Source organism: Paraburkholderia dipogonis, from assembly GCF_042680985.1.
In the GTDB taxonomy this organism is placed as follows: domain Bacteria; phylum Pseudomonadota; class Gammaproteobacteria; order Burkholderiales; family Burkholderiaceae; genus Paraburkholderia; species Paraburkholderia phytofirmans.
In genome coordinates, this window is sequence record NZ_JBHUFR010000003.1 from 1 (window position 1) to 26,667 (window position 26,667).

Here is a 26,667-nt window from a genome sequence, read left to right on the forward strand (position 1 = left end):
TACCCGTGTGAAAGTAGGTAATCGTCAGGCTCCCCTGCAGCATCAGAAACCCCACCCCAAAAAGGTGGGGTTTCTGCGTTTACGCCGCCGAAACATACACGCAAAAATCCCGCGCGTTCAGCTGTCTTCACAGCCGCCTTCACTCCCTGCCCACCCGCTCGGCCGGCTTAGGCGAACGAGCGGCAACGTGCGTCAATCACCCGTTGCGCGAGACATAACGGGCGACGATCCACAGCCGCCAACCCGCTCGAAGCATTCTATTTGCCCTGCGCCAGGAACCGCTGTGCCAGTTGTACCCAGTACGTCGAGCCGATCGGCAGCAACTCGTCGTTAAAGTCATAGCTCGCGTTATGCAACATGCACGGGCCCGCGCCATGGCCCGAATCACGGTGCCCTCCATCGCCGTTACCAAGGAACGCGTAACAACCCGGTTTGGCGAGCAACATGAAAGAGAAGTCCTCCGCGCCCATCGTCGGCTCAACCGCGTCGTCGACGTTTTCCGCGCCGACAATTTCCTTCATCACCCTCGCTGCAAAGCGGGCCTCTTCGCTACTGTTGATCGTCGGCGGATAGTTTCGGTGGAATTGAATATCGACCGAGCAATCGTAAGCCTCGGCCGTGCTCTCCGCGATTTTGCGCATGCGCGCTTCGATCAGATCAAGCGTTTCGGTCGTAAACGTCCGTACTGTGCCTGCGATCCACGCGTTATTCGGAACAACATTGACCGCGTCGCCAGCATGAATCTGGGTGATCGATAACACAGCGGTGTCGAGCGGCTTCTTGTTCCGCGTGATGATGCTCTGCAGCCCATTCGCGATTTGCACCGCAGTGAAGACAGGATCGCGGCCGTTGTGCGGCAGCGCGGCGTGCGAACCCACGCCTTTGATTTCAATGTGAAACTCGTTGCTCGACGCCATGATCGGACCTTCGGTCACGCCGAAGTGCCCCGCCGGCATGCCCGGCCAGTTATGAATGCCGAACACGGCGTCAACCGGAAATTTCACGAACAGGCCGTCGTCGATCATGGCTTGCGCGCCGGCGCCGCCTTCTTCAGCAGGCTGGAAAATGAACACGATCGTGCCATCGAATTCACCATGTTTGACCAGGTGCCGCGCTGCACCGAGGAGCATCGCGGTATGTCCATCATGGCCGCACGCGTGCATCTTGCCGTCGTTTTTCGACCGGTGGTCGAAGCTGTTCAGCTCCTGTATCGGCAGCGCATCCATGTCGGCCCGCAGACCAATGGAGCGTGAGCCATTGCCGCGTTTCAGCACACCGACGACGCCGGTTTTGCCCAACCCTCGATGAGTTTCGATACCCCAGGACTCGAGGGTTCGTGCTACCAGATCGGCCGTCGCCGTTTCTTCGTAACGCAGTTCCGGATGGGCGTGGATGGTTCGTCGGAGGGTCTGAATTTCGCCGTGAGCGGCCTGGATTTCGGGGATAAGTTTCATGATGGAGTAGTGACGCGTCTGTGCTTTGGCTTGCGTGGAATCGCTCGGGGCCCCATTGGCCCGGGCACGGTAATAACCGATTCTACGCCCAAGGCCTTTTTGGCGGCACCACGCAGACCAGGCAGCAATTGCCGTAATAGAATCCCGCAGTGCTTCACCGCTTACTGCCTTCTTGAACGGATCGCTGATGAATGCCCAGACTGAACTCGCTCGCGCCGTATGCCCGCACGATTGCCCCGACACCTGCGCGATGCGAGTGACGGTCGCGGGCGGACGTGCGATCAAGGTTATCGCTGATCCCGAGCATCCGCCGACGCAAGGCGCGCTGTGCACCAAGGTCAGCCGCTATGCTGAGCGTGTGCATCATCCGCAAAGATTGACGACGCCGATGAAGCGCGTCGGCCGTAAAGGCGAGGGTCGCTTTGAACCGATCAGTTGGGACGAGGCGTTCCGGATCGCAGCTGGCCGCCTCGCGGAAATTGCGCGCCGCGCGCCAGAGGCGATCGTCCCCTACAGCTATGCCGGCACGATGGGTTTGATTCAGAGCGACAGCATTGCGCAGCGCTTCTTCCACAAGATCGGCGCGTCGCAACTGGACCGTACGATCTGCGCATCCGCCGGCGCCGCCGGGTTGAAGTACACCTATGGCGCGAGCCTTGGCATGCTCACGGAGTTTTTCGATGAGAGCGAAGTCATCCTCATCTGGGGCTCCAATCCCATCGCATCGAGTCTGCATTTCTGGACGCGCGCTCAACAGGCCAAACGCAGCGGCGCACGGCTGATCGCGATCGATCCGTACCGCTCGCTGACCGCCGAAAAATGCCATCAGCATATTGCCCTGAAACCCGGCACCGACGGCGCCTTGGCGCTCGGCATGATGAACGTGTTGATCACGGAAAACCTGCTCGATCACGCCTACATTGAGGCCCACACATTAGGTTTTGATGAACTGAAGGCCCGCGCGTCAGATTACTCGCCGTCGCGCGTTGCCGAAATTTGCGGCATTGATGAATGCGTTATCGTTGATCTTGCGCGGCTTTACGGTGGTACTAAAAAGGCCGCGATCCGCATGAATTACGGTCTGCAGCGCGTGCGTGGCGGCGGCAATGCCGTGCGGGCGATCGCCTGCCTGCCGTCGCTGACCGGTGCGTGGCGCGAAAGAGCGGGTGGCGTGCTGCTATCCTCGGGCGGTTGGGCGCCGGTCGACTCGCATGCGTTGCAGCGTCCGGACCTGATGCCGGGCTGGCCGTCCAAGGTCAGCCGCGTCATCAATATGAATACAATCGGCGACGCGTTGCTGCACAAGGGCGACGCCGCGTTCGGCCCTCAAGTCGAAGCGATCGTTGTCTACAACTCGAATCCCGTGGCCGTCGCGCCGGATTCCGAGCGAGTCGCAGCCGGTTTCGCGCGCGAGGATCTGTTCACGATCGTGCTGGAGCATTTCCAGACCGACACCGCCGACTACGCCGACCTGCTCCTGCCCGCGACCACCCAATTCGAACACCTCGACGTCCACAAGTCATACGGCCACACGCACGTCATGGTCAACCTGCCGGCAATCGCACCCGTCGGCGGCGCACTTCCAAACACCGAGATTTTTCGCGGGTTCGCGCGCCACATGGGGCTCGACGAACCGGCACTGTTCGAGAGCGACGAGACCGTCGCGCAGGCTGCGTTCCGCTGGCAGGACAAAACGCTCGAAGGTGTGGATTGGCAGACGTTGAAGCAAGCCGGCTGGGCCCGGTTGAACCTGTCCGACGCGCCTTTCGCCGAAGGCGGCTTCCGAACGCCGTCCGGCAAATGTGAGTTCTATAGTGAACGGCTCGCGCAGCAGGGACTCGACCCGCTGCCGGACTACCTGCCGCCCTACGAATCCGCCGACGGCGCACCGGAACTCGCCGCCCGCTACCCACTTGCGATGATCTCACCGCCGGCCCGCAACTTCCTGAACAGCACGTTCGTGAACGTCGAAAGTCTGCGTTCGACGGAAGGTGAGCCGCATCTCGACATGCACCCAGCCGACGCGCAATCGCGAGACATCGTCGATGGCGCTCAGGTGCGTATCTTTAACGATCGCGGTTCGATGCAGGCGCGCGTGCGCGTCACGGATAAAGCCCGCGAAGGGCTCGTGGTCGGCCTGTCGATCTGGTGGAAAAAGCTCGCGCCCGACGGCCGCAATGCCAATCAACTCACCAGCCAGGCGCTCACCGATCTGGGCGGCTCGGCAACTTTCTACGACTGCCTGGTCGAAGTCGAACCCGTCTGAAACCCGCTCAGTCACCCCGCAGCGCGCGTCCCTTACGGGTTCGAGGCTGCAGTCTAACCAGGCCGCTTTTCGCGAATAGCACCGAGGTGCCCATGCTACGATGCGTTTTTAGCACGACCATTCGAAAATAAAGGAGGAGACGCTGCATGGACAAAATCTGGCTGAAATCTTATCCGCCCGGCGTTCCCGCAGAGATCGACCCGAGCCGCTATTCGTCGGTGGGAGAACTGCTCGAAGAAGCCTTTCGCGAGCACCGCGCCAAACCGGCGTTCGTCTGCATGGGCAAGGAGATCAGCTACGGCGAGCTCGACGCGCTTTCGCGCAAACTCGCCGCATGGTTTCAGTCGAAGGGCCTCGCCCGCGGCGCCCGCATCGCGATCATGATGCCCAACGTGCTGCAATATCCGGTGGCCATTGCAGCCATCTTGCGCGCAGGCTATGTGGTCGTTAACGTGAACCCGCTCTATACGCCGCGTGAACTCGAGCATCAACTGAAGGACAGCGGAGCGGAAGCGATCATTCTGCTCGAGAATTTCGCGGTTACGCTGCAGGCGATCGTGCGCAACACGTCGATCAAGCATGTCGTCGTGGCGGCGATGGGCGACCTGATGGGGATCAAGGGCACGCTGGTGAATTTCGTGGTGCGCAAGGTGAAGAAGATGGTGCCGGCCTGGAGTCTGCCGGGGCACGTCAAATTCAACGCGGCCGTAGCAGAAGGCGCACGCCAGAATTTCAAAGCGGTCCAGCAAGGCCCTCAAGACGTCGCATTTCTCCAGTACACGGGCGGAACGACAGGTGTGGCCAAGGGCGCAACGCTGCTGCATCGGAACCTGATCGCCAACGTGCTGCAGTCGGAAATCTGGCTCGATCCGGTTCGCGCGAATCGCACGGATATCGATCAGTTCGTCACCGTCGTCGCGTTGCCGCTGTATCACGTGTTCGCGCTGACCGTGTGCGGGCTGCTGACGATCCGTACCGGCGGCCTCGGTGTGCTCATTCCGAATCCGCGCGACATTCCGGGCATGATCAAGGCGCTGGAAGGCTATCCGATTACGACGATTCCCGCCGTCAACACGCTGTACAACGCGTTGCTGAACAGCCCGGACTTCCACAAGCTCGATTTTTCGAAGCTGATCGCCGCGAACGGCGGCGGTATGGCGGTGCAGGAAGCCGTCGCCAAACGTTGGTACGAGCAGACTCATACGCCGATTATCGAAGGATACGGTTTGTCGGAGACGTCGCCGTGCGTGACCTGCAATCCGGTCACGGTCACCGAATACAGCGGAACGATCGGCCTGCCGCTGCCGTCCACGGAAATCTCCATTCGTGACGACGAAGGTAACGAGGTGCCGCTCGGCCAGCCCGGCGAGATTTGCATCCGCGGCCCGCAGGTGATGGCGGGCTACTGGAACCGGCCCGACGAAACCGCGAAAGTGATGACGCCGGACGGTTTCTTCAAATCGGGCGATGTCGGCCTGATGAATGACGGCGGCTTCGTCAAGATTGTCGACCGCAAGAAGGACATGATTCTGGTGTCCGGTTTCAATGTCTATCCGAATGAAATCGAAGACGTGGTCGCCAAGCTGCCGGGCGTGTTCGAGGTTGCCGCGGTCGGCGTGCCGGACCAGCATTCGGGCGAAGCGGTGAAGCTGTTTGTGGTGAAGAAGGATCAGGCGCTCACCGATGCCGACATCTTCGCCTATTGCAAGCAGCAATTGACCGGCTACAAGCGGCCTAAGATCGTCGAGTTCCGTGCCGAGCTGCCGAAGAGCAACGTCGGCAAGATTCTGCGCCGCGAGTTGCGCGACGGGCGGGCGTAGGCGAATCGCGCGCTGATCAAGCACGAAGCCGACACGAAGTAGTGAGTAAGCGAAAGAGGCCGCGCAGACGAAAGTCTGCCCGGCCTTTTCTTTTGCGCAGCTAACGCATCGCGAAACCCGCCGATAGCGAGCGCCATAAAAAAGGCGCCCGAAGGCGCCTTTGAGGCAGACTGCTTTTTTACGACTTATTAGAACTTGTGGCGGATACCGATGCGAGCCGTGAACTGGTTCTGGTTCGACGAACCCGTCAGGCCGTTGATGCCTGCCGTTGCGTCGACCGTAGCACCCGTTGCCGTGATCGTGTCGCCCAGAGCGTGTTGGTACACACCCGTCACGTACACGTCGGTACGCTTGGACAGGAAGTAGTCCACGCCAACTGCGCCTTGGTGGTACTGAGCACGCGAGTTGCCGTTGATTTCCGCGCCGCGCGTGTAGTCATACGCCGCGCCGACCAGCAATGCCGGGGTCAACTGATACTTGAAGTTCAGTTCTGCGTTGTTGAACGTAGCCGACTGGCCCTTGAACGGCGATGCGAACGAAGCGCCCAGGTTGCCGAAGCGGATGTTCGAGTACGTCAAGCCAACCGTTGCTGCGCCGAACGTGTACGCGCCGCCTGCACCGATCACTTGATACGTGTTAGCCGACGTGAAGCCAGCGTAGACCGGCGACGTCACAGCAGCAGCCGGTGCTGCAGCCGTGCTGCCGGTGTTGAACAGGCCGCCCGCAGCTGCCGGCGTGCGTGCGTTCAAGTAGCCAACACCCAAGACCAACGGACCGTTGTTGTAGCCAGCGCCCAACGACCAGATCTGGTTCGACGTGACGTTGCCGGCGATGCCGCCGAAGCTGTACGTGCCGCCGAACGTCAGGCCGCCGTAGTTCGCGCTCGTGTACTTGACCGTGTTGTTGGTGCGGTACGCGTTGTTGAAGTTATCGATGTCGCCCGGGTGAGCAGCGATGTAGCCGCCCCACTGGTCGCCGGCTTCCAGCGGACCAACGTAGTCGACCACGGAGTCGTACTGACGACCCAGCGTGACCGTACCGAACTGGCTCGACAGGCCGACGTAAGCTTGACGACCGAACATCAGGCCGCCTTGACCCAGCTTGCCATTGTTCACGTCAAAGCCGTTTTCCAACACGAAGATTGCCTTCAGACCGCCGCCCAGATCTTCCGTGCCGCGCAGGCCGAAACGCGAGCCTTGCAGAACGCCGCTGGACAGGTTGTACAGGTGCTTGCCACCCGAGTTGGTGTTGATGTTGAAGCCTTCGTCAATGATACCGTACAGGGTCACGCTGCTCTGAGCATGTGCGACGCCTGCGAATGCGCCCAGTGCTGCGAGAGCGAGAAGCGACTTTTTCATCGAATGATCTCCAAGGATTACGAATCTTTTGTACAAGGCAGAATATTTATCTAGCGTTGAGGCCTTGCATGTCCAACTTCGCGAGAAGTTGCACGTAATGTAACAAAAGGCATACATGGCACAAAGAAAAAGGAGCGGGGCGCGAAGGCTCCTGTTTCGTTTACGCAACATGGTCTAAAATCAGAAATTGGCCGCCCGATTCATGCGGTTTGAAGGTTTCCGCGAAACCGGTTTTGCGCTGCAAAGCCTTGCCGAGTGGACCTGGCGGATCGGTGGGGCGGTTGTTGAACGAGGGAGTGCTGAATGTTTCTGGACGAGTTGATTAGCGAGTTTGATCGGGGTTTACGCTCAATGACCGGCGTGTCGCGGATGAGTCGTCCGTTGCCGGTTCCGCAAGAATCCACGGTGACGGAAACGGCGGTCGAACTCTCACCGGCCGAACGTGCGCACGCGGCTGGCTTGATGCGCGTGAATCACGTCGGCGAGGTCTGCGCCCAGGCGCTCTACCAGGCTCAGAAACTCGCTACCAAATCGCCGTCCTTGCGGGCTGTGTTCGATCGCGCCGCAATCGAGGAAGAAGATCATCTCGCGTGGACGTCCAAACGTCTCGAAGCGCTCGACTCGCGTCCCAGTCTGCTGAACCCGCTCTGGTATACGGGCGCGCTTGCCATCGGCCTCGCGGCAGGGCGCATGGGCGACCGTGTCAGCCTCGGCTTCATGGCGGAGACGGAGCGTCAGGTGGAACTGCATCTCGACAGCCATCTGGACGAGTTGCCGGCAGCCGATCACGAGTCGCGTGCCATCGTCGAGCAGATGCGCGTGGACGAAGCGGAACACGGTAAGGCGGCAATGGAAGCCGGCGGCCTCGAGCTACCGTTCCCCGCGCGCGCATTGATGCGCGCCGTGTCGAAAGTCATGACCCGCACCGCCTATTACATATAAGTTAAAGCCAGCCGTTCACGTACCTCTCGGAAGTGGGACGGCGCCGCGCGCGCCGTCCGCCTGAAGCACCCGGAAACGCCATCCCACACCTGCCGATCCCGCTTAACGATCTCTTTCATTCCACGCCTTTCCCCCGCACTTTTCACGTATCACCTTCACAAGCTGCACTAGCTCATTCATTTATAACGGTTTTCCGTTTTATGCGTGACGTGAAGGAGTCGCGCTAAGTCCTTGTTCTAACAAACAAAATTCGCCGGAAAAGCACGTATCTCCCTTGACCCCCGTTTAGCGTTCCTCTAAAGTGGGAGACAGTGTGAGAAAGTGTATTTTTGTGTGATCTCGCAAGCGGTTTCGGGTAGATTTTCATGGGTCGGGCAGTTGGCGCGCCAATGCGCCACATGGGGAGAGCGAAGTGTTCCAAGGGGCGTCGGCGCTGACGCTCGATGCGAAAGGGCGGATGTCTATTCCCTCTCGATATCGGGATGCGCTGCAGACACAGGCAGAGGGCCGGGTGACGATCACCAAGCACCCGGACGGCTGCCTGTTGCTCTTTCCGCGCCCGGAGTGGGAAATCTTCCGCGACAAGGTCGACAAGCTGCCTATGAACGCGACCTGGTGGAAGCGCATTTTTCTCGGCAATGCAATGGACGTGGAAATGGACGGCGCAGGGCGCGTGCTCGTGTCGCCGGAATTGCGCACGGCCGGCGGGTTGGAAAAAGAAGTGACCTTGCTAGGCATGGGTCGTCACTTCGAGTTGTGGGATGCACAAACATACGCCGCGAAGGAACAGGCGGCAATGGCCGAGGGCATGCCCGACGCGTTAAAAGATTTCACGTTCTGATCGCGGTTTACATATATGGCACCTGCGATGGGAAACGAATTGCAGCATCGCACGGTGCTGCTGGAAGAAGCGGTTCAGGCGCTGGTCACGCGCGCGGACGGCGTGTATGTGGACGGCACGTTCGGGCGCGGTGGGCATAGCCGCCTGGTGTTGGAGAAGTTGGCCGAGTCGGGGCGTCTTATCGCTTTCGACAAAGACCCGCTCGCCATCGCCACGGCGCAGCAGATTGCCGATCCGCGCTTCGGCATCGTGCACGAGAGTTTTGCTTCACTGCGCACCGCGATTGCGGAGCGCGGCGTAGGACGGGTGTCGGGCGTTTTATTGGATCTGGGCATATCGTCGCCGCAAATCGACGATCCGGAGCGGGGCTTCAGCTTTCGCGCCGACGGCCCGCTCGACATGCGGATGGACCCGACGCGCGGCGAATCGGCGGCTGATTGGCTCGCGCGGGCCACGGTGCAGGAATTGACGGAGGTGATACGAGATTATGGGGAAGAACGGTTTGCTTTTCAGATTGCAAAGGCGCTTGTTGCTCGCCGGGCAGAGTCCGACCGTCTTGGGCCTCTCGTCAGCACGGGCGAGCTTGCCCAAATCGTGGCTAACGTCGTCAAAACCCGTGAGAAGGGCAAGGATCCGGCAACCCGCACCTTTCAAGCTATACGGATTCACATCAATCAAGAGCTTGCGGAGCTGCAAGTCGTTTTAGAAGCAGCGTTGTCGCTGTTGGAGCAAGGGGGGCGGCTGGTGGTCATCAGCTTTCATTCGCTCGAGGACCGGATCGTCAAGCGATTCATGCAGGCGCACGCGAGTACGCCCGCGGTGGATCGCCGTCTGCCGATTCGCGCCGTCGATCTGCCGAGCCCTCCGCTCAAAATCATCGGCCGCGTATTCGCAAGCGACGCTGAAGTCGCCGCGAATCCGCGCGCCCGTTCTGCCGTGATGCGTGTGGCGGAGCGGATCGCACCATGAACCGTCTCAACATCTTTCTGCTGATCATCGTGATGGGTTGCGCTCTGTCCGTCGTCAACGCTACCAATCAGCAGCGCCAGATCTTTATCCAGTTGCAGCGTGCTCAATCGCAGGAGCGCCAGCTGCAGCAGGATTATTCGCAACTTCAATATCAGCAGAGCGCGTTGTCGAAAACGTCGCGCATCGAGACTATCGCCACTGATTCCCTGAAGATGCAATCGGTCACCACTGGCCGCACCCAGTACCTCACACTCGACCCGGGCGCGGCGAAAGCTCAGGACGCACCGATTCCGACTTCCGGCCCGGCATCGGCGCCGGCGGCGACCCGTCGCGGAGGCGTGCGATGAAAAAATCGTCGACTCGCAAGAGCGTGGCCTTCTCGGCCAATCCGATCCTCTCGGTGCGCCTGCCGATGTGGCGCTCCAAGCTCGTCGTGTTCATGCTGTTCATGGCGTTCGTCGCGCTCACCGCGCGCGCGTTCTGGATTCAGGGCCCGGGCAACGCTTTCTATCTGAAGCAGGGCGAAATCCGCTATCAGCGCCGCCTCGAACTGCCGGCCACGCGCGGCAAGATTCTCGACCGCAACGGTCTCGTGCTCGCCACAAGTCTGCCGGTGCGCGCGATCTGGGCGATTCCCGAGTCGGTGCCGGACGATCTTGGCGCGGACAAGCTGACGTCGCTCGGCAAACTGCTCGGCATGACTAATAAGGAGCTGCGCGCCAAGCTCTCGGAAGACAAGACCTTCGTCTACGTAAAGCGCCAGGTGCCGGTCGACGTCGCCGCAAAGGTCGCCGCGCTGGAGATCCCCGGCATTTACGCGCGCGACGAGTACAAGCGCTTCTATCCGGAAGGCGAGATCACGGCTCACCTGATCGGCTTCACCAATGTGGAAGACGAAGGCCAGGAAGGCGTCGAACTCGGCGACCAGAAGCTGCTCGCCGGCATGTCGGGCAGCCGCCGCGTGATCAAGGACCGCATGGGCCACATCATTGAAGACGTGGACGAGCAGGTCGTGCCGCACAACGGCCAGGACGTGGATCTCTCGATCGACAGCAAGATTCAGTACATCGCTTATACGAACCTGAAGGCGGCCGTCGAGAAATTCAAGGCGAAGGCCGGCGCGGCCATGGTGATCGACGTGCGCACCGGCGAAGTGCTGGCGTTGGTCAATTACCCGACCTACAACCCGAACGACCGTTCACACCTGACCGGCGACCAGTTGCGCAACCGCATCCTGACCGACACGTTCGAGCCCGGTTCGATCATGAAGCCGTTCACGGTCTCGCTCGCGCTCGATCTGCACCGCGTCACGCCGACTACACTGGTTGATACAGGCGGCGGCCGCTTCGTGCTTGACGGTGCGCCGATTACCGACGACAGCGCGTTCGGCGTGCTGACCGTGGGCGGCGTGATCCAGAAGTCGAGCAACATCGGCGCGACCAAGATCGCGATGCAGCTCAAGCCCGAAGAGATGTGGAACATGTACACCAGCATCGGTCTCGGCCAGGCGCCGAAGGTCGGTTTCCCTGGCGCGGCGGCCGGCCGTCTGCGCCCGTGGAAGAGCTGGCGCCGCATCGAGCAGGCCACCATGTCGTACGGCTACGGCCTGTCGGTGTCGCTGTTCCAGTTGGGCCGCGCTTACACCGCGATCGCCCATGACGGCGAGATCATGCCGGTGTCGATTTTCCGTACGCCTGGCGATCAGCCGGCCACCGGTCCGCAGATCTTCGCGCCGACCACCGCTCGCCAGGTGCGCGCCATGCTCGAAACCGTCACGGCGCCGGGCGGCACGTCGCCGGATGCGGCGGTGCCGGGTTATCGCGTCGGCGGCAAGAGCGGAACGGCGTACAAGCACGGCGCGCACGGCTACGACCACTCCAAATATCGCGCTTCGTTCGTCGGCATGGCGCCCATGCCGAACCCGCGCATCGTCGTGGCCGTTTCGGTCGACGAACCGACGGCGGGCAGCCACTTCGGCGGTCAGGTGTCGGGCCCGGTGTTCTCGAGCATCGTCGGCGACACGCTGCGCTCGTTGAATGTGCCGCCGGACATGCCGGTCAAGCAAATGGTGGTGTCGGACGATTCTGCGCCGACCGCGCCCGCCACGCCAGCCACGGCCAAGAAACTCTCCACCAGCGCCGGCGCGAAGAAGATGACGATTTCCGCGAACGCGAAAAGCCATCCAGGAGTCGTGCGATGAGCATGTTGCGGAAGAAGCATCCCGCACAGCGGCAGATCGCCGACGCCCTCGCCTGGCTGCATGCTCATGTGCAGCCAGGCGCGAATCTGCACGCCGACACGCGCTCGCTCGCGGCAGGCGACGCGTTTTTCGCCTACGCCGTGGATGGCGCGGACAACCGCCCGTTCATCGAAGGCGCGATTGAACGTGGCGCCGCCGCCGTGCTGGTTCAGCCCGAAGGCTTCAGCGGCGCGATCGATCCGTCGAACACGCTGGCCGTGCCGGCGTTGAACGAACTTGCGGGTTCGATCGCGAGCGGCTGGTACAACGATCCGAGTGACAGCATGCTGACGTTCGGCGTCACCGGCACGAACGGCAAGACCTCGTGCAGCCAGTGGATCTCGGCGGCGCTGACGGCGCTCGGCACGCGCTGCGCGATCATCGGCACGCTCGGCACCGGCTTGCCGGGCCACCTGGTGCACACCGGTTTCACTACGCCCGACGCGCCGCAATTGCAGCGCAGTCTCGCGCAGTTGCGCGATGCTGGCGCACAGGCGGTGGCCATGGAAGTGTCGTCGCACGCGCTGCATCAGGGGCGCGTGAACGGCACGGCGTTCGACATCGTCGTGTTCACGAATCTCACGCAAGACCATCTCGACTATCACCACACGTTCGAAGCCTACGAAGCCGCCAAGGCGCGTCTGTTCGCCTGGCCGGAACTGCGCGCGGCCGTGATCAATCGCGACGATGCCGCCGGCCGCCGCTTGCTCGCGAGCACGCAAGGCCATGCGCGCACGATCGCCTACGGGCTCGACGACGCACTGCAAGACGCGCCGCAAGCCGACGCGCTTCTGCTCGCTTCGAATGTGCGCGCGACCGCCACGGGCACGGCGTTCCATCTGAGCACCTCGGATTGGGGCGATGCCGAAGTCGAAGTGCAAACGCTCGGCGCGTTCAACGTGAGCAATCTCCTCGGTGTGCTGGGCGCATTGCTCGCCGCCGACGTCCCGTTCAACGCCGCCGTCGCCGAACTGGCAAAGCTCGAATCGGTGAACGGCCGCATGCAGCGTCTCGGTGGCCGCTTGCAGAACGACGAACCGCTTGTCGTGATCGATTACGCGCACACGCCGGACGCGCTGGAAAAAACACTCGAAGCGTTGCGCCCGATGGCCACGGCGCGCGGCGGCGAACTGATCTGCATGTTCGGCTGCGGCGGCGACCGCGACGCCACCAAGCGTCCGCTGATGGGCGCGATCGCCGAGAAAATCGCCGACGGCGTCGTGGTGACCAGCGACAACCCGCGCAGCGAAGATCCGCAAGCCATCATCGAGCAGATCGCGGCTGGAATGAAAGACGCCTCGAAGGCGCGCCGTATCGAGGACCGCGCGAGCGCGATCCTGCAAGCGATCCGCAGCGCGGCGCGCGAAGACGTCATCGTGCTGGCGGGCAAGGGGCACGAAGCAACACAGGAAATCATGGGCAAGAAACGCGCTTTCTCCGATCAGGACCACGCTCGCCTCGCGCTGGCCGCACGCGCGACGCACGCACGCGGAGGTGGCGAATGAACCGGCATGGAGATGCTATGTTCTCGCTGCGTGAAGCCGCCGCGCTGATTCCGGGCGCAACCGTTATCGGCGACGAAAACGTCACGTTCGAACGCGTGTCCACGGACAGCCGCAGCGCGGGCCCCGGCGATCTGTTCGTCGCGATCAAGGGCGACCGGTTCGACGCTCACGACTTTCTGCCGGACGTCGCCGCGCGCAACGTGACGGCCGTTCTCGTCACGCGCACGCCGCAAGACTGGACTGTGCCGGCGCTCAAAGTCGCGGACACGCGCGTGGGTCTCGGCGCGCTCGCACGCGGCTGGCGCCGCAAGTTCAGCATGCCGCTCGTCGCCGTGACGGGCAGCAATGGCAAGACCACGGTCAAGGAAATGATCGCGTCGATCTTCGCCGCCGCGGTCGGCGCCGACGCGCGTCTCGCGACCGCGGGCAACTTTAATAACGACATCGGCTTGCCGCTCACGCTGTTCCGTCTGCACGCAGCACATCAATTGGCGGTAATCGAGCTCGGTATGAACCATCCGGGCGAAACCTCTGAGCTCGCGAAAATCGCCGAGCCGACGGTCGCCGTGGTGAACAACGCGCAGCGCGAGCATCAGGAATTCATGGCGACGGTCGAAGCGGTCGCGCTCGAACATGCGAGCGTGATTCACGCGCTGACGCCGGAAGGCGTCGCGGTGTTCCCGGCCGATGACGCCTACGCGAGCATCTGGCGCGTGGCCGCAACCGGCAGCCGCATCATGGACTTCGCGCTGAACACCGCCGAGCGCGTCACCGAAGCCGCAGTGAAAGGCACGTTCGCCGGCAACGTCCTGAGCATCGACACGCCGGAAGGCCAAATCGAAGTCACGCTGCAAGTGCTCGGCGACCACAACGCGCACAACGCACTGGCCGCAACGTCAGCCGCATTGGCAGCGGGCGTGTCGCTCGACGCCATCAAGCGCGGTCTCGAATCGTTCGGCGCCGTCAAGGGCCGCTTGCAGGTGAAGCGAGCTGTACTCGGCACGCTCGCCGGCGCCACCGTCATCGACGACACCTATAACGCCAACCCCGATTCGATGCGCGCCGCGATCGACGTGCTCGCCTCACGCGCCGCGCCGCGCGTGCTGGTGATGGGCGACATGGGCGAAGTCGGCGACAACGGTCCGGCGTTCCACCGCGAAATCGGCGCTTACGCCAAGGAACGCGGTATCGACGCGCTGTACGCAATGGGCGACGCCTCGCGCGACGCCTGCACCGCGTATGGCGCGAACGCGCATCACGTCGCCGATATCGGCACGCTGATCGCGCAATTGCAGCAGGCCGGTTTCGGCCCTGCCGCAACGCTTCTCGTGAAAGGCTCGCGCTTCATGCAGATGGAGCGCGTGGTGGACGCCGTAACGAGTCCACAACCCAACGCAGCGGGCAGTACGCCCGCCGCACATTGAAATAGAAGGACCGAAGCATGCTACTGGCGCTGGCGCAATGGCTGCAGAATGACGCAAGCTTCTTGCGCGTGTTCAGTTATCTGACTTTCCGTGCGGTGATGGCGACCATCACCGCGCTGCTGATCGGGCTCGTCTGCGGCCCGGCGGTGATTCGCAAGCTGACCGCCATGAAGGTCGGTCAGGCAGTTCGCAAAGACGGCCCGCAAACTCACCTCGTCAAATCCGGCACGCCGACCATGGGCGGCGTGCTGATTCTGCTTGGCATCGCCGTGGCTACTTTGTTGTGGGCGGATCTGACCAATCGCTTTATCTGGATCGTGATGCTCGTCACGTTCGGTTTCGGCGTGATCGGCTGGGTCGATGATTACCGCAAGGTGGTCTACAAGGACCCGCGCGGTATGTCGTCGCGTGAAAAGTATTTCTGGCAGTCGGTGATCGGGTTGTTCGCGGCGGTTTATCTGGCCTTCAGCGTGTCCGAAGCGAACAATGTGCGCGTGTTCGACCTGTTCATGGCGTGGGTGAGGAGCGGCCTCTCGATGGGTTTGCCGGCGCGCGCCGACCTGATGCTGCCGTTCGTCAAATCGATCAGCTATCCGCTCGGCGTGTGGGGCTTCATCGTGCTGACGTATCTGGTGATCGTGGGCGCGAGCAACGCGGTCAACCTCACCGACGGCCTCGACGGCCTCGTGATCATGCCGGTCGTGCTGGTCGGCGCGTCCCTCGGTGTGTTCGCTTACGTGATGGGCAGCTCGGTCTATTCGAAGTATCTGCTGTTTCCGCATATCGCCGGCGCGGGTGAACTGCTGATCTTCTGTTCGGCGATGGGCGGGGCAGGGCTCGCGTTCCTCTGGTTCAACACGCACCCGGCGCAGATGTTCATGGGCGACGTCGGCGCGCTCGCGCTCGGTGGCGCGCTCGGCACGGTGGCGGTGATCGTGCGTCAGGAAATCGTGCTCTTCATCATGGGCGGCATTTTCGTCGCTGAAACGCTCTCCGTGATGTTGCAGGTCACCTGGTTCAAGTTCACCAAGCGCCGCTTCGGCGAAGGGCGGCGTCTCTTCAAGATGGCGCCGCTGCATCACCATTTCGAATTGTCGGGTTGGAAGGAAACGCAGGTGGTCGTGCGCTTCTGGATCATCACGCTGATGTTGTGTCTCTTTGGTTTGTCCACGCTCAAACTGCGTTAAGCAGCAGGTCATTAAGGAAGCAGGCGATGTTCGGCGAGAAGTTTCGGGATCGGCAAAAGCCGATGGTGCTCGTGCTGGGACTGGGTGAATCCGGTCTCGCCATGGCGCGCTGGTGCGCGCGGCACGGCTGTCGGCTGCGTGTGGCCGATACACGCGAAGTGCCGCCGAACCTGCCCGCACTGGAAGCGCACGGCATCGACGCCGCATTCGTCGGCGGCCCGTTTTCGCCGGTGTTGCTCGAAGATGTCGAACTCGTCGCCATCAGCCCGGGTTTGTCGCCGCTTGCCGCCGATCTGGTGCCGCTGATCTCGGCGGCGCGCGAGCAGGGCATCCCCGTGTGGGGCGAACTCGAACTCTTCTCGCAAGCGCTGAAGACGCTCGGCGAAAGCGGCTACGCGCCGAAAGTGATCGCGATTACCGGCACCAACGGCAAGACCACGACCACGAGCCTGACGGGCTTGTTGTGCGAGCGCGCCGGCAAGAAGGTCGCGGTGGCCGGCAACATTAGCCCGGCGCTGCTCGACAAACTCTCGGAAGCGATCGACAACACCGCGTTGCCCGACGTGTGGGTGCTCGAACTGTCGAGCTTCCAGTTGGAAACCGCGCACACGTTTACGCCGGATGCGGCGGTCGTGCTGAACATCACTCAGGATCATCTGGACTGGCACGGCGGTTTGGACGCGTACGCCGCCGCGAAGGGCCGCATCTTCGGTGCGCAGACTGTGCGCGTGCTGAATCGCGATGACTCGCGCGTCATGAAGCTGGCGCCCGCGGAAGACAGCGAAGCCGAAATGGTCACGTTCGGCGTTACCGAGCCGAAAAACGACGGCGACTACGGGCTGCTGCGCGACAACGGGATGATCTGGCTCGTGCAGGCGCACGATCGCGACGCAAGCGACGAACCGGTGCCGAAGCGCCGTCGCAAGAACGAAGTGGTCACGCCGCCGAACATCGCGCTGAAACGCTTGATGCCCGCGGACGCCTTGCGTATTCGCGGCCTGCACAACGCCGCCAACGCACTCGCCGCTTACGCACTGACGCGCGCAGTCGGTCTGCCGGGCGCGCCGCTGTTGCACGGACTGCGCGAATATCGCGGCGAGCCGCATCGCGTGGAATTGATCGCGTCGATCGACGGTATTGACTACGTGGACGACAGCAAGGGCACCAATGTCGGCGCGACGGTTGCCGCGCTCGACGGACTTGCGCAGCGCATCGTGCTGATCGCCGGCGGCGACGGCAAGGGCCAGGATTTCGAACCGCTGGCCGCGCCGGTCATGCGCTGGTGCCGCGCCGTGATGCTGATCGGCCGTGACGCGCCGTTGATTCGCGCCGCGCTGGAAGACACCGGCATCGCGATGACCGATCACGCCACGCTCGAAGAAGCGACGCGCGCAGCAACCGCGCTCGCGGAGCCGGGCGATGCCGTGCTGTTGTCACCGGCTTGCGCGAGCTTCGACATGTTCAAGGGTTACGCGCACCGCGCCGCGGTATTCCGCAGCACGGTAGAAGACATCGCGGCCGAACGGGGGACGATGATATGAGCTGGTCGGAACGTTTCGGTTCGCGTCAGGCCGCCGCCGGCGACGCGGGTGGTTCGGGCGGCGCGGCACGCGTCGGCGGCCGCACGGGCGGCAGTGGCCTCGCGAGCGCCGTCAATGGCGTGCGTCCGCTGCGCTCGCGCATGCTCGACTACGATCACTCGCTGCTGTGGGTGGTCGTCGCGCTGCTCGGGCTCGGTGTCGTGATGGTGTATTCGGCGTCGATCGCCATGCCCGACTCGCCGAAGTACGCGTCGTACCGCGACTACGCGTTCCTCGTGCGCCAGATCATCTTCGTGGTGATGGGTTCGGTGATCGGTATCGTGTCGTTCCGCATTCCGATCGCGACGTGGGACAAGTACGCGCCGAAGCTGTTTCTGATTTCGCTGGTCGCGCTGGTGATCGTGCTGATTCCGCACGTCGGCAAGGGCGTGAACGGCGCGCGTCGCTGGATTCCGCTCGGCATCACGAACATGCAGCCGTCGGAAATCATGAAGCTCGCGGTGACGATCTACGCGGCGAACTACACGGTGCGCAAGCAGGAATACATGCACAGCTTCGCCAAAGGCTTTTTGCCGATGGCGGTGGCGGTGGGTCTCGTCGGCGCGTTGCTGCTGCTCGAACCGGACATGGGCGCGTTCATGGTGATCGCAGCGATCGCGATGGGCGTGCTGTTTCTCGGCGGCGTGAACGGCAAGCTGTTCGGCGGATTGGTCGCCACTGCGGTCGGCACGTTCAGTTTGCTGGTGTGGGCGTCGCCGTGGCGTCGTGAGCGGATTTTCGCCTACCTCGATCCGTGGGACGACCGTTACGCGCAAGGCAAGGCTTATCAATTGACGCATTCGCTGATCGCGTTCGGGCGTGGCGAGTGGTTCGGCGTGGGCCTTGGCGGCAGCGTCGAGAAACTCAACTATCTGCCGGAAGCGCATACCGACTTCATCCTCGCAGTGATCGGCGAGGAACTTGGTTTTGTCGGCGTGCTGGTCGTGATCCTGATGTTCTACTGGATCGTGCGCCGTTCGTTCGAGATCGGCCGTCAGGCGCTCGCGCTCGATCGCACGTTCGCGGGTCTCGTCGCCAAGGGCATCGGCATCTGGTTCGGCGCGCAGACCTTCATCAACATGGGCGTGAACCTCGGCTTGCTGCCGACCAAGGGTCTTACGTTGCCGCTCGTCAGTTATGGCGGCTCGGGCATCGTGCTGAATTGCGTTGCTGTTGCTGTGTTGATGCGGGTCGATTACGAAAATCGTGTGCTGATGCGCGGGGGGAAGGTATGACCCCCACGCAGCAGCGCACGATTTCGGCGAAGGCTAACTTCGTGCGCAAGGCGCGCGAAGTTAAGCGCAGCGGCCGAAGCCAAAACGGGTTTTCGTCCAGGCTCATGCTTATGCGCGGAGGGAAAGTATGACCGCTCTGCCGCAACGCACGCTGATGGTGATGGCCGGTGGCACCGGGGGACACGTGTTCCCGGGGCTCGCGGTCGCTCATCTGATGCAGGCGTGGGGCTGGAAGGTCGTATGGCTCGGCAATCCCGCGGGCATGGAAGCGACACTGGTGCCGAAGCACGGCATCCCGATGGAATACGTGCGCTTCGGCGGCCTGCGCGGCAAGGGAATGAAAACCAAGCTGATGCTGCCGGTCAATCTCTTGCGCGCCTGCACGCAAAGTCTCTCCGTACTGCGTCGCGTGAAACCCGACGTCGTGCTCGGCATGGGCGGTTACATCACGTTTCCGGCCGGCTTGATGACCGCGTTGAGCGGCCGTCCGCTGGTGCTGCATGAACAGAATTCGATTGCGGGTCTGGCGAACAAGGTGCTGGCGAAACTCGCCAAACGCGTGCTGGTTGCGTTTCCGAATGCATTGCCGCACGGTGAATGGACGGGAAATCCGATTCGTGAGGAACTTGCGCGCGCAATCGCACCCAAAGCACGCTACGCGCAACGCAGCGGTCCGCTGAATGTGCTGGTCGTGGGCGGCAGTCTGGGCGCGGCGGCATTGAATGAAGTCGTGCCGCGTGCGGTGGCTTTGCTCGCGCCGAATGAGCGCCCGCGCATCGTGCATCAGGCGGGCGCGAAGCATATCGAAGCGCTGCGTGAGAACTACGCGGCTGCCGGTTTGCAAGCAGGCGCCGACGTCGAACTCGTGCCGTTCATCGACGACATGACGAGTGCCTACGCGAACGCGGACCTCGTGATTTGCCGCTCGGGCGCCATGACAGTTTCAGAGATTTCAGCAGTAGGCGTGGCGGCGTTCTTCGTGCCGTTCCCGTATGCAGTAGACGATCACCAAACCACTAATGCAGCGTTCCTCGCCGACAACGGCGCGGCGCTGGTCGTGCAGCAACGCGATCTGTCGGCGGAAACCCTCGCTGACTGGTTGCGCAGCCAGACGCGAGAGACCCTCGCGGAGATGGCGGAGCGTTCGCGCTCGCTCGCGAAACCCGACGCCACTGAACAGGTCGCGCAGATTTGCGCGACCGTGGCGGGTTCGATTTCGGGCGCGAGCCCAGAAGGAAAGCAATGAAACACATCGTCAAACACATTCACTTTGTCGGCATCGGCGGTGTCGGCATGAGCGGCATCGCGGAGGTGCTGGTCAACCTCGGCTATCAGGTGAGCGGCTCGGATCTCACGAGCAACGCGATCACCGATCGCCTCGCTGCACTCGGCGCGCGGATCGCGATCGGTCACGCGGCGGAGAACATCGAAGGCGCGAACGCTGTGGTCGTTTCCACGGCAGTGCGTAGCGACAATCCGGAAGTGCTGGCCGCGCGTCATCGCCGCATTCCGATCGTGCCGCGCGCGGTGATGCTCGCGGAACTGATGCGCCTGAAGCAGGGCATCGCGATTGCCGGTACGCACGGCAAGACCACGACCACCTCGCTGGTGGCGAGCGTACTGGCGGCGGGCGGGCTGGATCCGACTTTCGTGATCGGCGGCCGGCTGATCAGCGCAGGCGCGAATGCACGGCTCGGCACAGGCGACTTCATCGTCGCGGAAGCCGACGAGTCGGATGCGTCGTTCCTGAATCTGTTCCCGGTGATCGAAGTCATCACGAACATCGACGCCGATCACATGGACACCTACGGCCACGACTTCGCGCGGCTCAAGCAGGCGTTCATCGAATTCACGCACCGTTTGCCGTTCTACGGTATTGCGGTGTTGTGCGTGGACGATCCGAACGTGAAGGAGATCCTGCCGTTCGTGTCGAAGCCGATCATCCGCTACGGTTTCGCGCCGGATGCGCAGGTGCGCGCGGTCAACGTCAAAGCGCACGACGGCAAGATGCATTTCACGGCAATGCGCGAAGACGCGGCGCCGATCGACATCGTCTTGAACCTGCCCGGCGAGCACAACGTGCAGAACGCTTTGGCCGCAATTGCAATTGCGACTGAACTTGAAGTGAAAGATGCCGATATCCAGCGAGCGCTGGCGGATTTCAACGGCGTGGGCCGACGCTTCCAGCGTTACGGCGAAGTGCCGGTCGTAAGCGAAGGCAAAGCGAGCGGCGCCTACACGCTGGTGGACGACTACGGTCATCACCCGGTCGAAATGGCGGCCACGGTGGCGGCGGCGCGCGGCGCATTTCCGGGGCGTCGTCTGGTGCTGGCGTTTCAACCGCATCGCTTCACGCGCACGCGTGATTGCTTCGAGGATTTTGTGAAAGTGCTGTCGACCGTCGACGCGCTCGTGCTGACCGAAGTCTATTCGGCCGGCGAGTCGCCGATCGTTGCCGCGGACGGCCGCGCGTTGGCGCGCGCGCTGCGGGTGGCGGGCAAGGTCGAGCCGGTATTTGTCGATACGGTGGATGAAGTGCCGGACGCGCTCTCAGCAGTGGTGCGCGACGGCGATGTGGTGATCACGATGGGCGCGGGTTCGATCGGCGGTGTGCCGGGTCGCCTCGCGCAGGAAACGAAGGTGTGAGATGAGCAGTATTGACCCGAAACAATTCGGCAAGGTAGCAGTACTCCTCGGCGGCAATTCCGCCGAGCGCGAAGTCTCGCTCAACTCTGGCCGCCTGGTACTGCAAGGTCTGCGCGACGCGGGCGTGGACGCGCATCCGTTCGATCCGGCCGAGCGTCCGCTCGCCGCGTTGAAGGAAGAAGGCTTCGTGCGCGCGTTCAACGCGCTGCACGGTGGCTACGGCGAGAACGGCCAGATTCAGGGCGCGCTCGACTTTTACGGCATCAAGTACACGGGTAGCGGCGTGCTTGGCTCGGCGCTCGGTCTGGACAAGTTCCGCACCAAGCTCGTGTGGCAGCAACTCGGCATTCCGACGCCGCCGTTCGAAGCCGTGCTGCGTGGGGACGACTACGAAACGCGCTCGAAAGAGATCGTCGCGAAGCTAGGCTTGCCGCTCTTCGTGAAGCCGGCGAGCGAAGGTTCGAGCGTCGCGGTGATCAAGGTGAAGAGCGCCGACGCACTGCCCGCCGCGCTGATCGAAGCGGTCAAGTACGACAAGATCGTCGTGGTGGAAAAGAGCATTGAAGGCGGTGGCGAATACACCGCGTGCATCGCGGGCAATCTGGATCTGCCGGTGATTCGCATCGTGCCGGCCGGCGAGTTCTACGACTATCACGCGAAGTACATCGCCAACGACACGCAGTACCTGATTCCGTGCGGTCTGTCGGCGGACGAGGAGGCGCGCCTGAAAGTGCTGGCGCGCCGTGCGTTCGACGTGCTCGGCTGCACCGACTGGGGCCGCGCGGATTTCATGCTCGACGCCGACGGCAACCCGTATTTCCTCGAAGTGAACACGGCGCCCGGCATGACCGATCACTCGCTGCCGCCGAAAGCGGCGCGCGCGGTGGGCATCAGCTATCAGGAACTCGTTGTCGGCGTATTGGCGCTGACGTTGCAGGACTAATTGCGGCACTAATTGCAGCACTAACCGGGGCGACCCGAAAGCAACACCATGTGGAACAACGTTCGCCAGCTCAATTTCGCCGCCAACGCATTGCATGTGTTGCTGGTGCTCGTGCTGCTGGCGGCTGGCGGTTACTGGCTGATCCAGCGTCCGAATTTCGCGCTGCACGAGATTCAGATCGACGGCGATACCGAGCACATCAATTCGCCGACGGTGCGCGCGGGTGTGGTTGGGCGGTTGAAGGGCAACTTTTTTACGGTGGATCTCGACGTGGCGCGTCAGGCATTCGAGCAAATGCCGTGGGTGCGTCATGCGAGCGTGCGGCGCGTCTGGCCGAATGCACTGGCTGTCACGCTGGAAGAGTACAAACCGCTGGGGACGTGGGGCAGCGATCAGCTCGTGAGCGTCGACGGCGAGTTGTTCACGGCGAACCAGGGCGAGCTCGAAGAAGATCTGCCCGCGTTCGACGGCCCGGACGGTACGGCAAAAGAGGTGGTCGCGCGGTATCACGACTTCCAGAAATGGTTTGCGCCATTGGGCGCGACGCCTGAAGAAGTGACGCTGTCGCCGCGCTACGCGTGGACGGTGAAGCTCTCGAACGGCACGCAGGTGGAACTTGGGCGCGAACGCAATCAGGACACGCTGCTCGATCGGAGCAAACGTCTGAGCGCGGCGTGGAGCGCGGTGACGCAACGTTGGGGAAAGGATATCGAGTATGCGGACTTGCGCTATCCGAACGGTTTCGCGATTCGCGCGGCAGGGATGCGCTTTATCACCGAACCCGACAAGGGCAAGAAGTAAACGGACATCACACGCAATGAGCACGCTATGAGTAAAGACTATAAAGATCTGCTGGTCGCCCTCGACATTGGGACGTCGAAGGTCGTGGCCATCGTCGCCGAGTTGAAGGGCGAAGGTCACTACGAGGTGATCGGCCTCGGCCAGAGCGAATCAAAGGGGCTCAAGAAAGGCGTGGTGGTGAATATCGAGGCCACCGTGCAGTCCATTCAGCGCGCGCTCGAAGAAGCCGAACTGATGGCCGACTGCAAGATCACGAACGTGTTTACCGGGATTGCCGGCAGCCATATCCGCAGCTTCAATTCGAGCGGCATGGTGGCGATCAAGGAGAAGGAAGTCACGCAGGCGGACGTGGCGCGCGTGATCGAAACGGCCAAGGCGATCAACATCCCGACCGATCAGCAGGTGCTGCATATCCTGACGCAGGAATTCATCATCGACGGTCAGGAAGATGTGCGCGAGCCGATCGGTATGAGCGGTATTCGCCTCGAAGTGAAGGTGCATATCGTCACCGGCGCGGTGAGCGCGGCGCAGAACATTGTGAAGTGCGTGCGCCGTTGCGGACTCGAAGTGAACGATCTGATCTTGCAGCCGCTGGCGTCGTCGCTGGCGGTGCTGACGGAAGACGAAAAAGAACTCGGCGTGGTGCTGGTCGATATCGGCGGCGGCACGACGGACATCGCGATTTTCAGCGAAGGCGCGATCCGTCATACGGCGGTGATTCCGATTGCTGGCGACCAGATCACGAGCGACATCGCGATGGCGCTACGCACGCCGACGCCGGACGCGGAAGACATCAAGGTGGATTACGGCATCGCCAAGCAGGCGCTCGCGGATCCGGACGAGATGATCGAAGTGCCGGGTCTCGGCGAACGCGGTCCGCGTACGCTGTCGCGCCAGGCGCTGGCGGCGGTGGTCGAACCGCGTGTCGAAGAACTGTTTTCGCTTGTGCAGCAGGTGGTGCGCGAGTCGGGTTACGAGGAACTGCTGAGCTCCGGCGTGGTGCTGACCGGCGGCGCGTCGATGATGCTCGGCATGGTCGAACTGGGTGAAGACATTTTCCTGAAGCCGGTGCGTATCGGCGTGCCGGAATACGCGGGCGGTCTCGCCGACGTGGTGCGCAATCCGCGCTATTCGACGGCGATGGGCCTGCTCGTCGAGGGACGCTCGCAGCGCATGCGCGGCCGCAAGGTCGCGGTGCAGTCGGGCTCCATGGGACAGGTGTTCACGCGCATGAAGGACTGGTTCCTCGGCAATTTCTAAAGCATTCGTAGCACCGCTGCACAGAACGGCTTGTCGAACGAGTTTCAAAATACGCGCTGGTGCCGGCGGCCGGCGCGCGACAGGGGGTTGCCCGATCTCCTGCCGAATAACGGCCGAAGTGGCTGTAAATTTTTATCTTGACGGAGGCATCATGGATTTCCAAATGCTGGAAACCGAAACGAACGGCACCATCATCAAGGTGGTCGGAGTAGGTGGCGCTGGCGGCAATGCTGTTCAGCACATGATCAACAAAGGCGTGCAAGGCGTCGACTTCATCGTGATGAACACGGATGCGCAGGCTTTGTCGCGTTCGCGCGCCACTGCGGTGATCCAACTCGGCAACACGGGTCTGGGCGCCGGCGCCAAGCCGGAAATGGGCCGCGCCGCTGCGGAAGAAGCACGTGAGCGCATCGCCGACGCACTGCGCGGCGCGCACATGGTCTTCATCACGGCCGGCATGGGCGGCGGCACGGGCACGGGCGCAGCACCCGTGGTCGCGCAGATCGCCAAGGAAATGGGTATCTTGACCGTTGGCGTCGTCAGCAAGCCGTTCGAATTCGAAGGCGGCAAGCGGATGCGCGTGGCAGAAGCCGGTTCGCAGCAACTGGAGGATCACGTCGACTCGCTGATCGTCGTTCTGAACGACAAGCTGTTCGAGGTGATGGGCGATGACGCCGAGATGGACAAGTGCTTCCAGTGCGCAGACGACGTTCTGAACAACGCAGTTGCCGGCATCGCAGAAATCATCAACGTCGACGGTCTGGTGAACGTCGACTTCGAAGACGTGAAGACGGTGATGGGCGAACAGGGCAAGGCGATGATGGGCACGGCGACGGTTGCCGGCGTCGATCGCGCACGTCTGGCTGCTGAGCAGGCTGTGGCCAGCCCGCTGCTGGAAGGGGTGGATCTGTCGGGCGCGCGTGGCGTGCTGGTGAACATCACGTCGAGCCGTTCGCTGCGTCTGTCGGAAACGCGCGAAGTGATGAACACGATCAAGAGCTACGCCGCGGAAGACGCAACCGTGATTTTCGGCGCAGTGTACGACGATGCAATGGGCGACGCGCTGCGCGTGACGGTCGTGGCAACGGGTCTGGGCCGCGCGGCGAAGAAGCAGCAATCGGCACCGATGACGCTGCTGCGCACCGGCACCGACAACCAGCCGATCAGCGCACACGCTGCATACGCACCGCAGTCGTCGCACGCCAGCACCGCCGATTACGGCGCGCTGGATACGCCGGCAGTGTGGCGCACGTCGCGCGATACGGCCGCTTCGCATGTGCAGGCGCTGCAGGAAAAGGGCGTCGACACGTACGACATTCCGGCATTCCTGCGTAAGCAGGCGGACTGAGCGCACGGGCAGGCTTTCGTTGCTGCGCCGATTCTGGCGCTGGCGGACGAATGCACGAGCGTGGCGGGTGAACGGCGAACAAGTCGCGTATCGTTGAGGATTCGCGACAAGGACAACTGCCCTCTTCGGATTCGCGAAGCGGAGTGGGCGACTGTCGCCGGACGGCGGAGCATGCAGTGGTTGGTGCCCACGCCGGATTTTTCACTGCGACACGACGACGTGCGAGCGTGCTTCGCATCGATGCAAAGGACTGAGCATGATTCAGGCAGGTGACAAGCTGCCCGACGCAACGCTCTTCGAGTTGATCGAAGACGAGCGGGCGGGCTGCACGATCGGGCCTAACAGCTTCGACGTGCGCGAGCAGACGGCGGGCAAGCGCGTGGTGATCTTCGGATTGCCCGGCGCATTTACGCCCACCTGTTCGGCCAAACATGTACCGGGTTATGTCGAGCACGCCGAGCAGTTGCGCGCTCTTGGCATCGACGAGATCTGGTGCGTGTCCGTCAACGACGCGTTCGTAATGGGCGCGTGGGGACGCGATCAGCACGCCTCGGGCAAGGTGCGCATGATGGCGGACGGCAGTGCGGCTTTCACGCGAGCGCTTGGTCTCGAGCAGGATTTGTCGGCGCGCGGCATGGGAATCCGTTCCCAGCGCTACGCGATGGTGGTCGACGACGGCGTGGTCAAGACGTTGAACGTCGAGGCTGCCGGCAAATTCGAAGTCAGCGATGCAGGGAGTATTCTCGCTACGTTGAGCTAGACACGCAGGTGTCGTGGCCTTCGCCACAGGCATGCGCGGTTGTCGCGTTGTGCCAGGGCAACGGTCGACAAGACGCTTTTGTGACAGGC

The 26,667-nt window shown here is 62.5% G+C and carries 21 protein-coding genes; 19 read left to right on the top strand and 2 right to left on the bottom strand.

The window, feature by feature from the left end; genetic code table 11:
* Window positions 1-257: 257 nt before the first annotated feature.
* Window positions 258-1,454, bottom strand: coding sequence for a M20 aminoacylase family protein (locus tag ACFSNN_RS02930; protein ID WP_134459090.1), 1,197 nt, complete (start codon window positions 1,452-1,454; stop codon window positions 258-260).
* 187 nt (window positions 1,455-1,641) lie between these two features.
* Here ACFSNN_RS02930 and ACFSNN_RS02935 point away from each other — a divergent pair, with 187 nt between their 5' ends.
* Together ACFSNN_RS02935 and ACFSNN_RS02940 are read left to right on the top strand one after the other, a co-directional pair.
* The gene (locus ACFSNN_RS02935) at window positions 1,642-3,720 is read left to right on the top strand and encodes a molybdopterin-containing oxidoreductase family protein (protein WP_134457744.1); all 2,079 of its coding nucleotides are present in this window, start codon (window positions 1,642-1,644) and stop codon (window positions 3,718-3,720) included.
* Between the two features lie 146 nt (window positions 3,721-3,866).
* A complete protein-coding gene (locus ACFSNN_RS02940; RefSeq protein WP_134457745.1) occupies window positions 3,867-5,540 on the top strand; it encodes a long-chain fatty acid--CoA ligase in 1,674 nt (557 codons plus the stop codon).
* 188 nt (window positions 5,541-5,728) lie between these two features.
* Here the strand turns inward: ACFSNN_RS02940 and ACFSNN_RS02945 are convergent, their stop codons facing one another.
* Entirely contained in the window at window positions 5,729-6,898 is a 1,170-nt protein-coding gene (locus ACFSNN_RS02945) for a porin (protein WP_134457746.1), read from the bottom strand.
* 303 nt (window positions 6,899-7,201) lie between these two features.
* Between ACFSNN_RS02945 and coq7 the strand changes: the two genes are divergently transcribed.
* The 17 genes from coq7 (at window position 7,202) to ACFSNN_RS03030 (ending at window position 26,578) form a co-directional block, all read left to right on the top strand.
* The gene (gene coq7, locus ACFSNN_RS02950) at window positions 7,202-7,840 is read left to right on the top strand and encodes a 2-polyprenyl-3-methyl-6-methoxy-1,4-benzoquinone monooxygenase (RefSeq protein WP_134457747.1); all 639 of its coding nucleotides are present in this window, start codon (window positions 7,202-7,204) and stop codon (window positions 7,838-7,840) included.
* A gap of 412 nt (window positions 7,841-8,252) precedes the next feature.
* Window positions 8,253-8,681 (top strand): division/cell wall cluster transcriptional repressor MraZ, encoded by a 429-nt coding sequence (gene mraZ, locus ACFSNN_RS02955; RefSeq protein ID WP_012434430.1) that lies wholly within the window; start codon window positions 8,253-8,255, stop codon window positions 8,679-8,681.
* A 15-nt stretch (window positions 8,682-8,696) separates the two neighbouring features.
* The gene (rsmH, locus tag ACFSNN_RS02960) at window positions 8,697-9,650 is read left to right on the top strand and encodes a 16S rRNA (cytosine(1402)-N(4))-methyltransferase RsmH (protein ID WP_012434429.1); all 954 of its coding nucleotides are present in this window, start codon (window positions 8,697-8,699) and stop codon (window positions 9,648-9,650) included.
* Window positions 9,647-9,997 carry a cell division protein FtsL gene (gene ftsL / locus ACFSNN_RS02965; protein WP_012434428.1) on the top strand — a complete coding sequence of 117 codons (351 nt, stop codon included), beginning with the start codon at window positions 9,647-9,649 and terminating at the stop codon, window positions 9,995-9,997. Before rsmH ends, ftsL begins: the two co-directional genes overlap by 4 nt.
* Window positions 9,994-11,850, top strand: coding sequence for a peptidoglycan D,D-transpeptidase FtsI family protein (locus tag ACFSNN_RS02970; RefSeq protein ID WP_134457748.1), 1,857 nt, complete (start codon window positions 9,994-9,996; stop codon window positions 11,848-11,850). The genes ftsL and ACFSNN_RS02970 overlap by 4 nt, the downstream gene beginning before the upstream one ends.
* Window positions 11,847-13,394, top strand: coding sequence for a UDP-N-acetylmuramoyl-L-alanyl-D-glutamate--2,6-diaminopimelate ligase (locus ACFSNN_RS02975; protein WP_134457749.1), 1,548 nt, complete (start codon window positions 11,847-11,849; stop codon window positions 13,392-13,394). The genes ACFSNN_RS02970 and ACFSNN_RS02975 overlap by 4 nt, the downstream gene beginning before the upstream one ends.
* Complete coding sequence (locus ACFSNN_RS02980) at window positions 13,391-14,818, top strand: UDP-N-acetylmuramoyl-tripeptide--D-alanyl-D-alanine ligase (RefSeq protein ID WP_134457750.1); 1,428 nt, start codon at window positions 13,391-13,393, stop codon at window positions 14,816-14,818. Before ACFSNN_RS02975 ends, ACFSNN_RS02980 begins: the two co-directional genes overlap by 4 nt.
* A 17-nt stretch (window positions 14,819-14,835) precedes the next feature.
* On the top strand, window positions 14,836-16,005 hold the full coding sequence (gene mraY, locus ACFSNN_RS02985; RefSeq protein WP_134457751.1) for a phospho-N-acetylmuramoyl-pentapeptide-transferase: 1,170 nt from the start codon (window positions 14,836-14,838) through the stop codon (window positions 16,003-16,005).
* Window positions 16,006-16,031: 26 nt separating this feature from the next.
* Entirely contained in the window at window positions 16,032-17,546 is a 1,515-nt protein-coding gene (gene murD, locus ACFSNN_RS02990) for a UDP-N-acetylmuramoyl-L-alanine--D-glutamate ligase (RefSeq protein WP_134457752.1), read from the top strand.
* Complete coding sequence (gene ftsW, locus ACFSNN_RS02995; RefSeq protein WP_012434422.1) at window positions 17,543-18,820, top strand: putative lipid II flippase FtsW; 1,278 nt, start codon at window positions 17,543-17,545, stop codon at window positions 18,818-18,820. Before murD ends, ftsW begins: the two co-directional genes overlap by 4 nt.
* Before the next feature lie 127 nt (window positions 18,821-18,947).
* The gene (gene murG, locus ACFSNN_RS03000) at window positions 18,948-20,066 is read left to right on the top strand and encodes an undecaprenyldiphospho-muramoylpentapeptide beta-N-acetylglucosaminyltransferase (RefSeq protein WP_134457753.1); all 1,119 of its coding nucleotides are present in this window, start codon (window positions 18,948-18,950) and stop codon (window positions 20,064-20,066) included.
* The gene (murC, locus tag ACFSNN_RS03005; RefSeq protein ID WP_012434420.1) at window positions 20,063-21,466 is read left to right on the top strand and encodes a UDP-N-acetylmuramate--L-alanine ligase; all 1,404 of its coding nucleotides are present in this window, start codon (window positions 20,063-20,065) and stop codon (window positions 21,464-21,466) included. Before murG ends, murC begins: the two co-directional genes overlap by 4 nt.
* A 1-nt stretch (window position 21,467) precedes the next feature.
* Window positions 21,468-22,409, top strand: coding sequence for a D-alanine--D-alanine ligase (locus ACFSNN_RS03010; protein ID WP_134457754.1), 942 nt, complete (start codon window positions 21,468-21,470; stop codon window positions 22,407-22,409).
* Window positions 22,410-22,457: 48 nt separating this feature from the next.
* A complete protein-coding gene (locus tag ACFSNN_RS03015; RefSeq protein WP_012434418.1) occupies window positions 22,458-23,210 on the top strand; it encodes a cell division protein FtsQ/DivIB in 753 nt (250 codons plus the stop codon).
* Window positions 23,211-23,237: 27 nt separating this feature from the next.
* The gene (gene ftsA, locus ACFSNN_RS03020; RefSeq protein ID WP_012434417.1) at window positions 23,238-24,470 is read left to right on the top strand and encodes a cell division protein FtsA; all 1,233 of its coding nucleotides are present in this window, start codon (window positions 23,238-23,240) and stop codon (window positions 24,468-24,470) included.
* A 151-nt stretch (window positions 24,471-24,621) separates the two neighbouring features.
* The gene (ftsZ, locus tag ACFSNN_RS03025; protein ID WP_012434416.1) at window positions 24,622-25,818 is read left to right on the top strand and encodes a cell division protein FtsZ; all 1,197 of its coding nucleotides are present in this window, start codon (window positions 24,622-24,624) and stop codon (window positions 25,816-25,818) included.
* A gap of 256 nt (window positions 25,819-26,074) precedes the next feature.
* Window positions 26,075-26,578 (top strand): peroxiredoxin, encoded by a 504-nt coding sequence (locus ACFSNN_RS03030; protein ID WP_012434415.1) that lies wholly within the window; start codon window positions 26,075-26,077, stop codon window positions 26,576-26,578.
* The last annotated feature ends 89 nt before the right edge of the window (window positions 26,579-26,667 follow it).

What these genes read in the sequence shown, in the direction of transcription:
- ACFSNN_RS02930 (WP_134459090.1), bottom strand. Translation starts at nt 1,454, where the DNA reads ATGAAACTTATCCCCGAAATCCAGGCCGCTCACGGCGAAATTCAGACC.
- ACFSNN_RS02935 (WP_134457744.1), top strand. Translation starts at nt 1,642, where the DNA reads ATGAATGCCCAGACTGAACTCGCTCGCGCCGTATGCCCGCACGATTGC.
- ACFSNN_RS02940 (WP_134457745.1), top strand. Translation starts at nt 3,867, where the DNA reads ATGGACAAAATCTGGCTGAAATCTTATCCGCCCGGCGTTCCCGCAGAG.
- ACFSNN_RS02945 (WP_134457746.1), bottom strand. Translation starts at nt 6,898, where the DNA reads ATGAAAAAGTCGCTTCTCGCTCTCGCAGCACTGGGCGCATTCGCAGGC.
- coq7 (WP_134457747.1), top strand. Translation starts at nt 7,202, where the DNA reads ATGTTTCTGGACGAGTTGATTAGCGAGTTTGATCGGGGTTTACGCTCA.
- rsmH (WP_012434429.1), top strand. Translation starts at nt 8,697, where the DNA reads ATGGCACCTGCGATGGGAAACGAATTGCAGCATCGCACGGTGCTGCTG.
- ftsL (WP_012434428.1), top strand. Translation starts at nt 9,647, where the DNA reads ATGAACCGTCTCAACATCTTTCTGCTGATCATCGTGATGGGTTGCGCT.
- ACFSNN_RS02970 (WP_134457748.1), top strand. Translation starts at nt 9,994, where the DNA reads ATGAAAAAATCGTCGACTCGCAAGAGCGTGGCCTTCTCGGCCAATCCG.
- ACFSNN_RS02975 (WP_134457749.1), top strand. Translation starts at nt 11,847, where the DNA reads ATGAGCATGTTGCGGAAGAAGCATCCCGCACAGCGGCAGATCGCCGAC.
- ACFSNN_RS02980 (WP_134457750.1), top strand. Translation starts at nt 13,391, where the DNA reads ATGAACCGGCATGGAGATGCTATGTTCTCGCTGCGTGAAGCCGCCGCG.
- mraY (WP_134457751.1), top strand. Translation starts at nt 14,836, where the DNA reads ATGCTACTGGCGCTGGCGCAATGGCTGCAGAATGACGCAAGCTTCTTG.
- murD (WP_134457752.1), top strand. Translation starts at nt 16,032, where the DNA reads ATGTTCGGCGAGAAGTTTCGGGATCGGCAAAAGCCGATGGTGCTCGTG.
- ftsW (WP_012434422.1), top strand. Translation starts at nt 17,543, where the DNA reads ATGAGCTGGTCGGAACGTTTCGGTTCGCGTCAGGCCGCCGCCGGCGAC.
- murG (WP_134457753.1), top strand. Translation starts at nt 18,948, where the DNA reads ATGACCGCTCTGCCGCAACGCACGCTGATGGTGATGGCCGGTGGCACC.
- murC (WP_012434420.1), top strand. Translation starts at nt 20,063, where the DNA reads ATGAAACACATCGTCAAACACATTCACTTTGTCGGCATCGGCGGTGTC.
- ACFSNN_RS03010 (WP_134457754.1), top strand. Translation starts at nt 21,468, where the DNA reads ATGAGCAGTATTGACCCGAAACAATTCGGCAAGGTAGCAGTACTCCTC.
- ACFSNN_RS03015 (WP_012434418.1), top strand. Translation starts at nt 22,458, where the DNA reads ATGTGGAACAACGTTCGCCAGCTCAATTTCGCCGCCAACGCATTGCAT.
- ftsA (WP_012434417.1), top strand. Translation starts at nt 23,238, where the DNA reads ATGAGTAAAGACTATAAAGATCTGCTGGTCGCCCTCGACATTGGGACG.
- ftsZ (WP_012434416.1), top strand. Translation starts at nt 24,622, where the DNA reads ATGGATTTCCAAATGCTGGAAACCGAAACGAACGGCACCATCATCAAG.
- ACFSNN_RS03030 (WP_012434415.1), top strand. Translation starts at nt 26,075, where the DNA reads ATGATTCAGGCAGGTGACAAGCTGCCCGACGCAACGCTCTTCGAGTTG.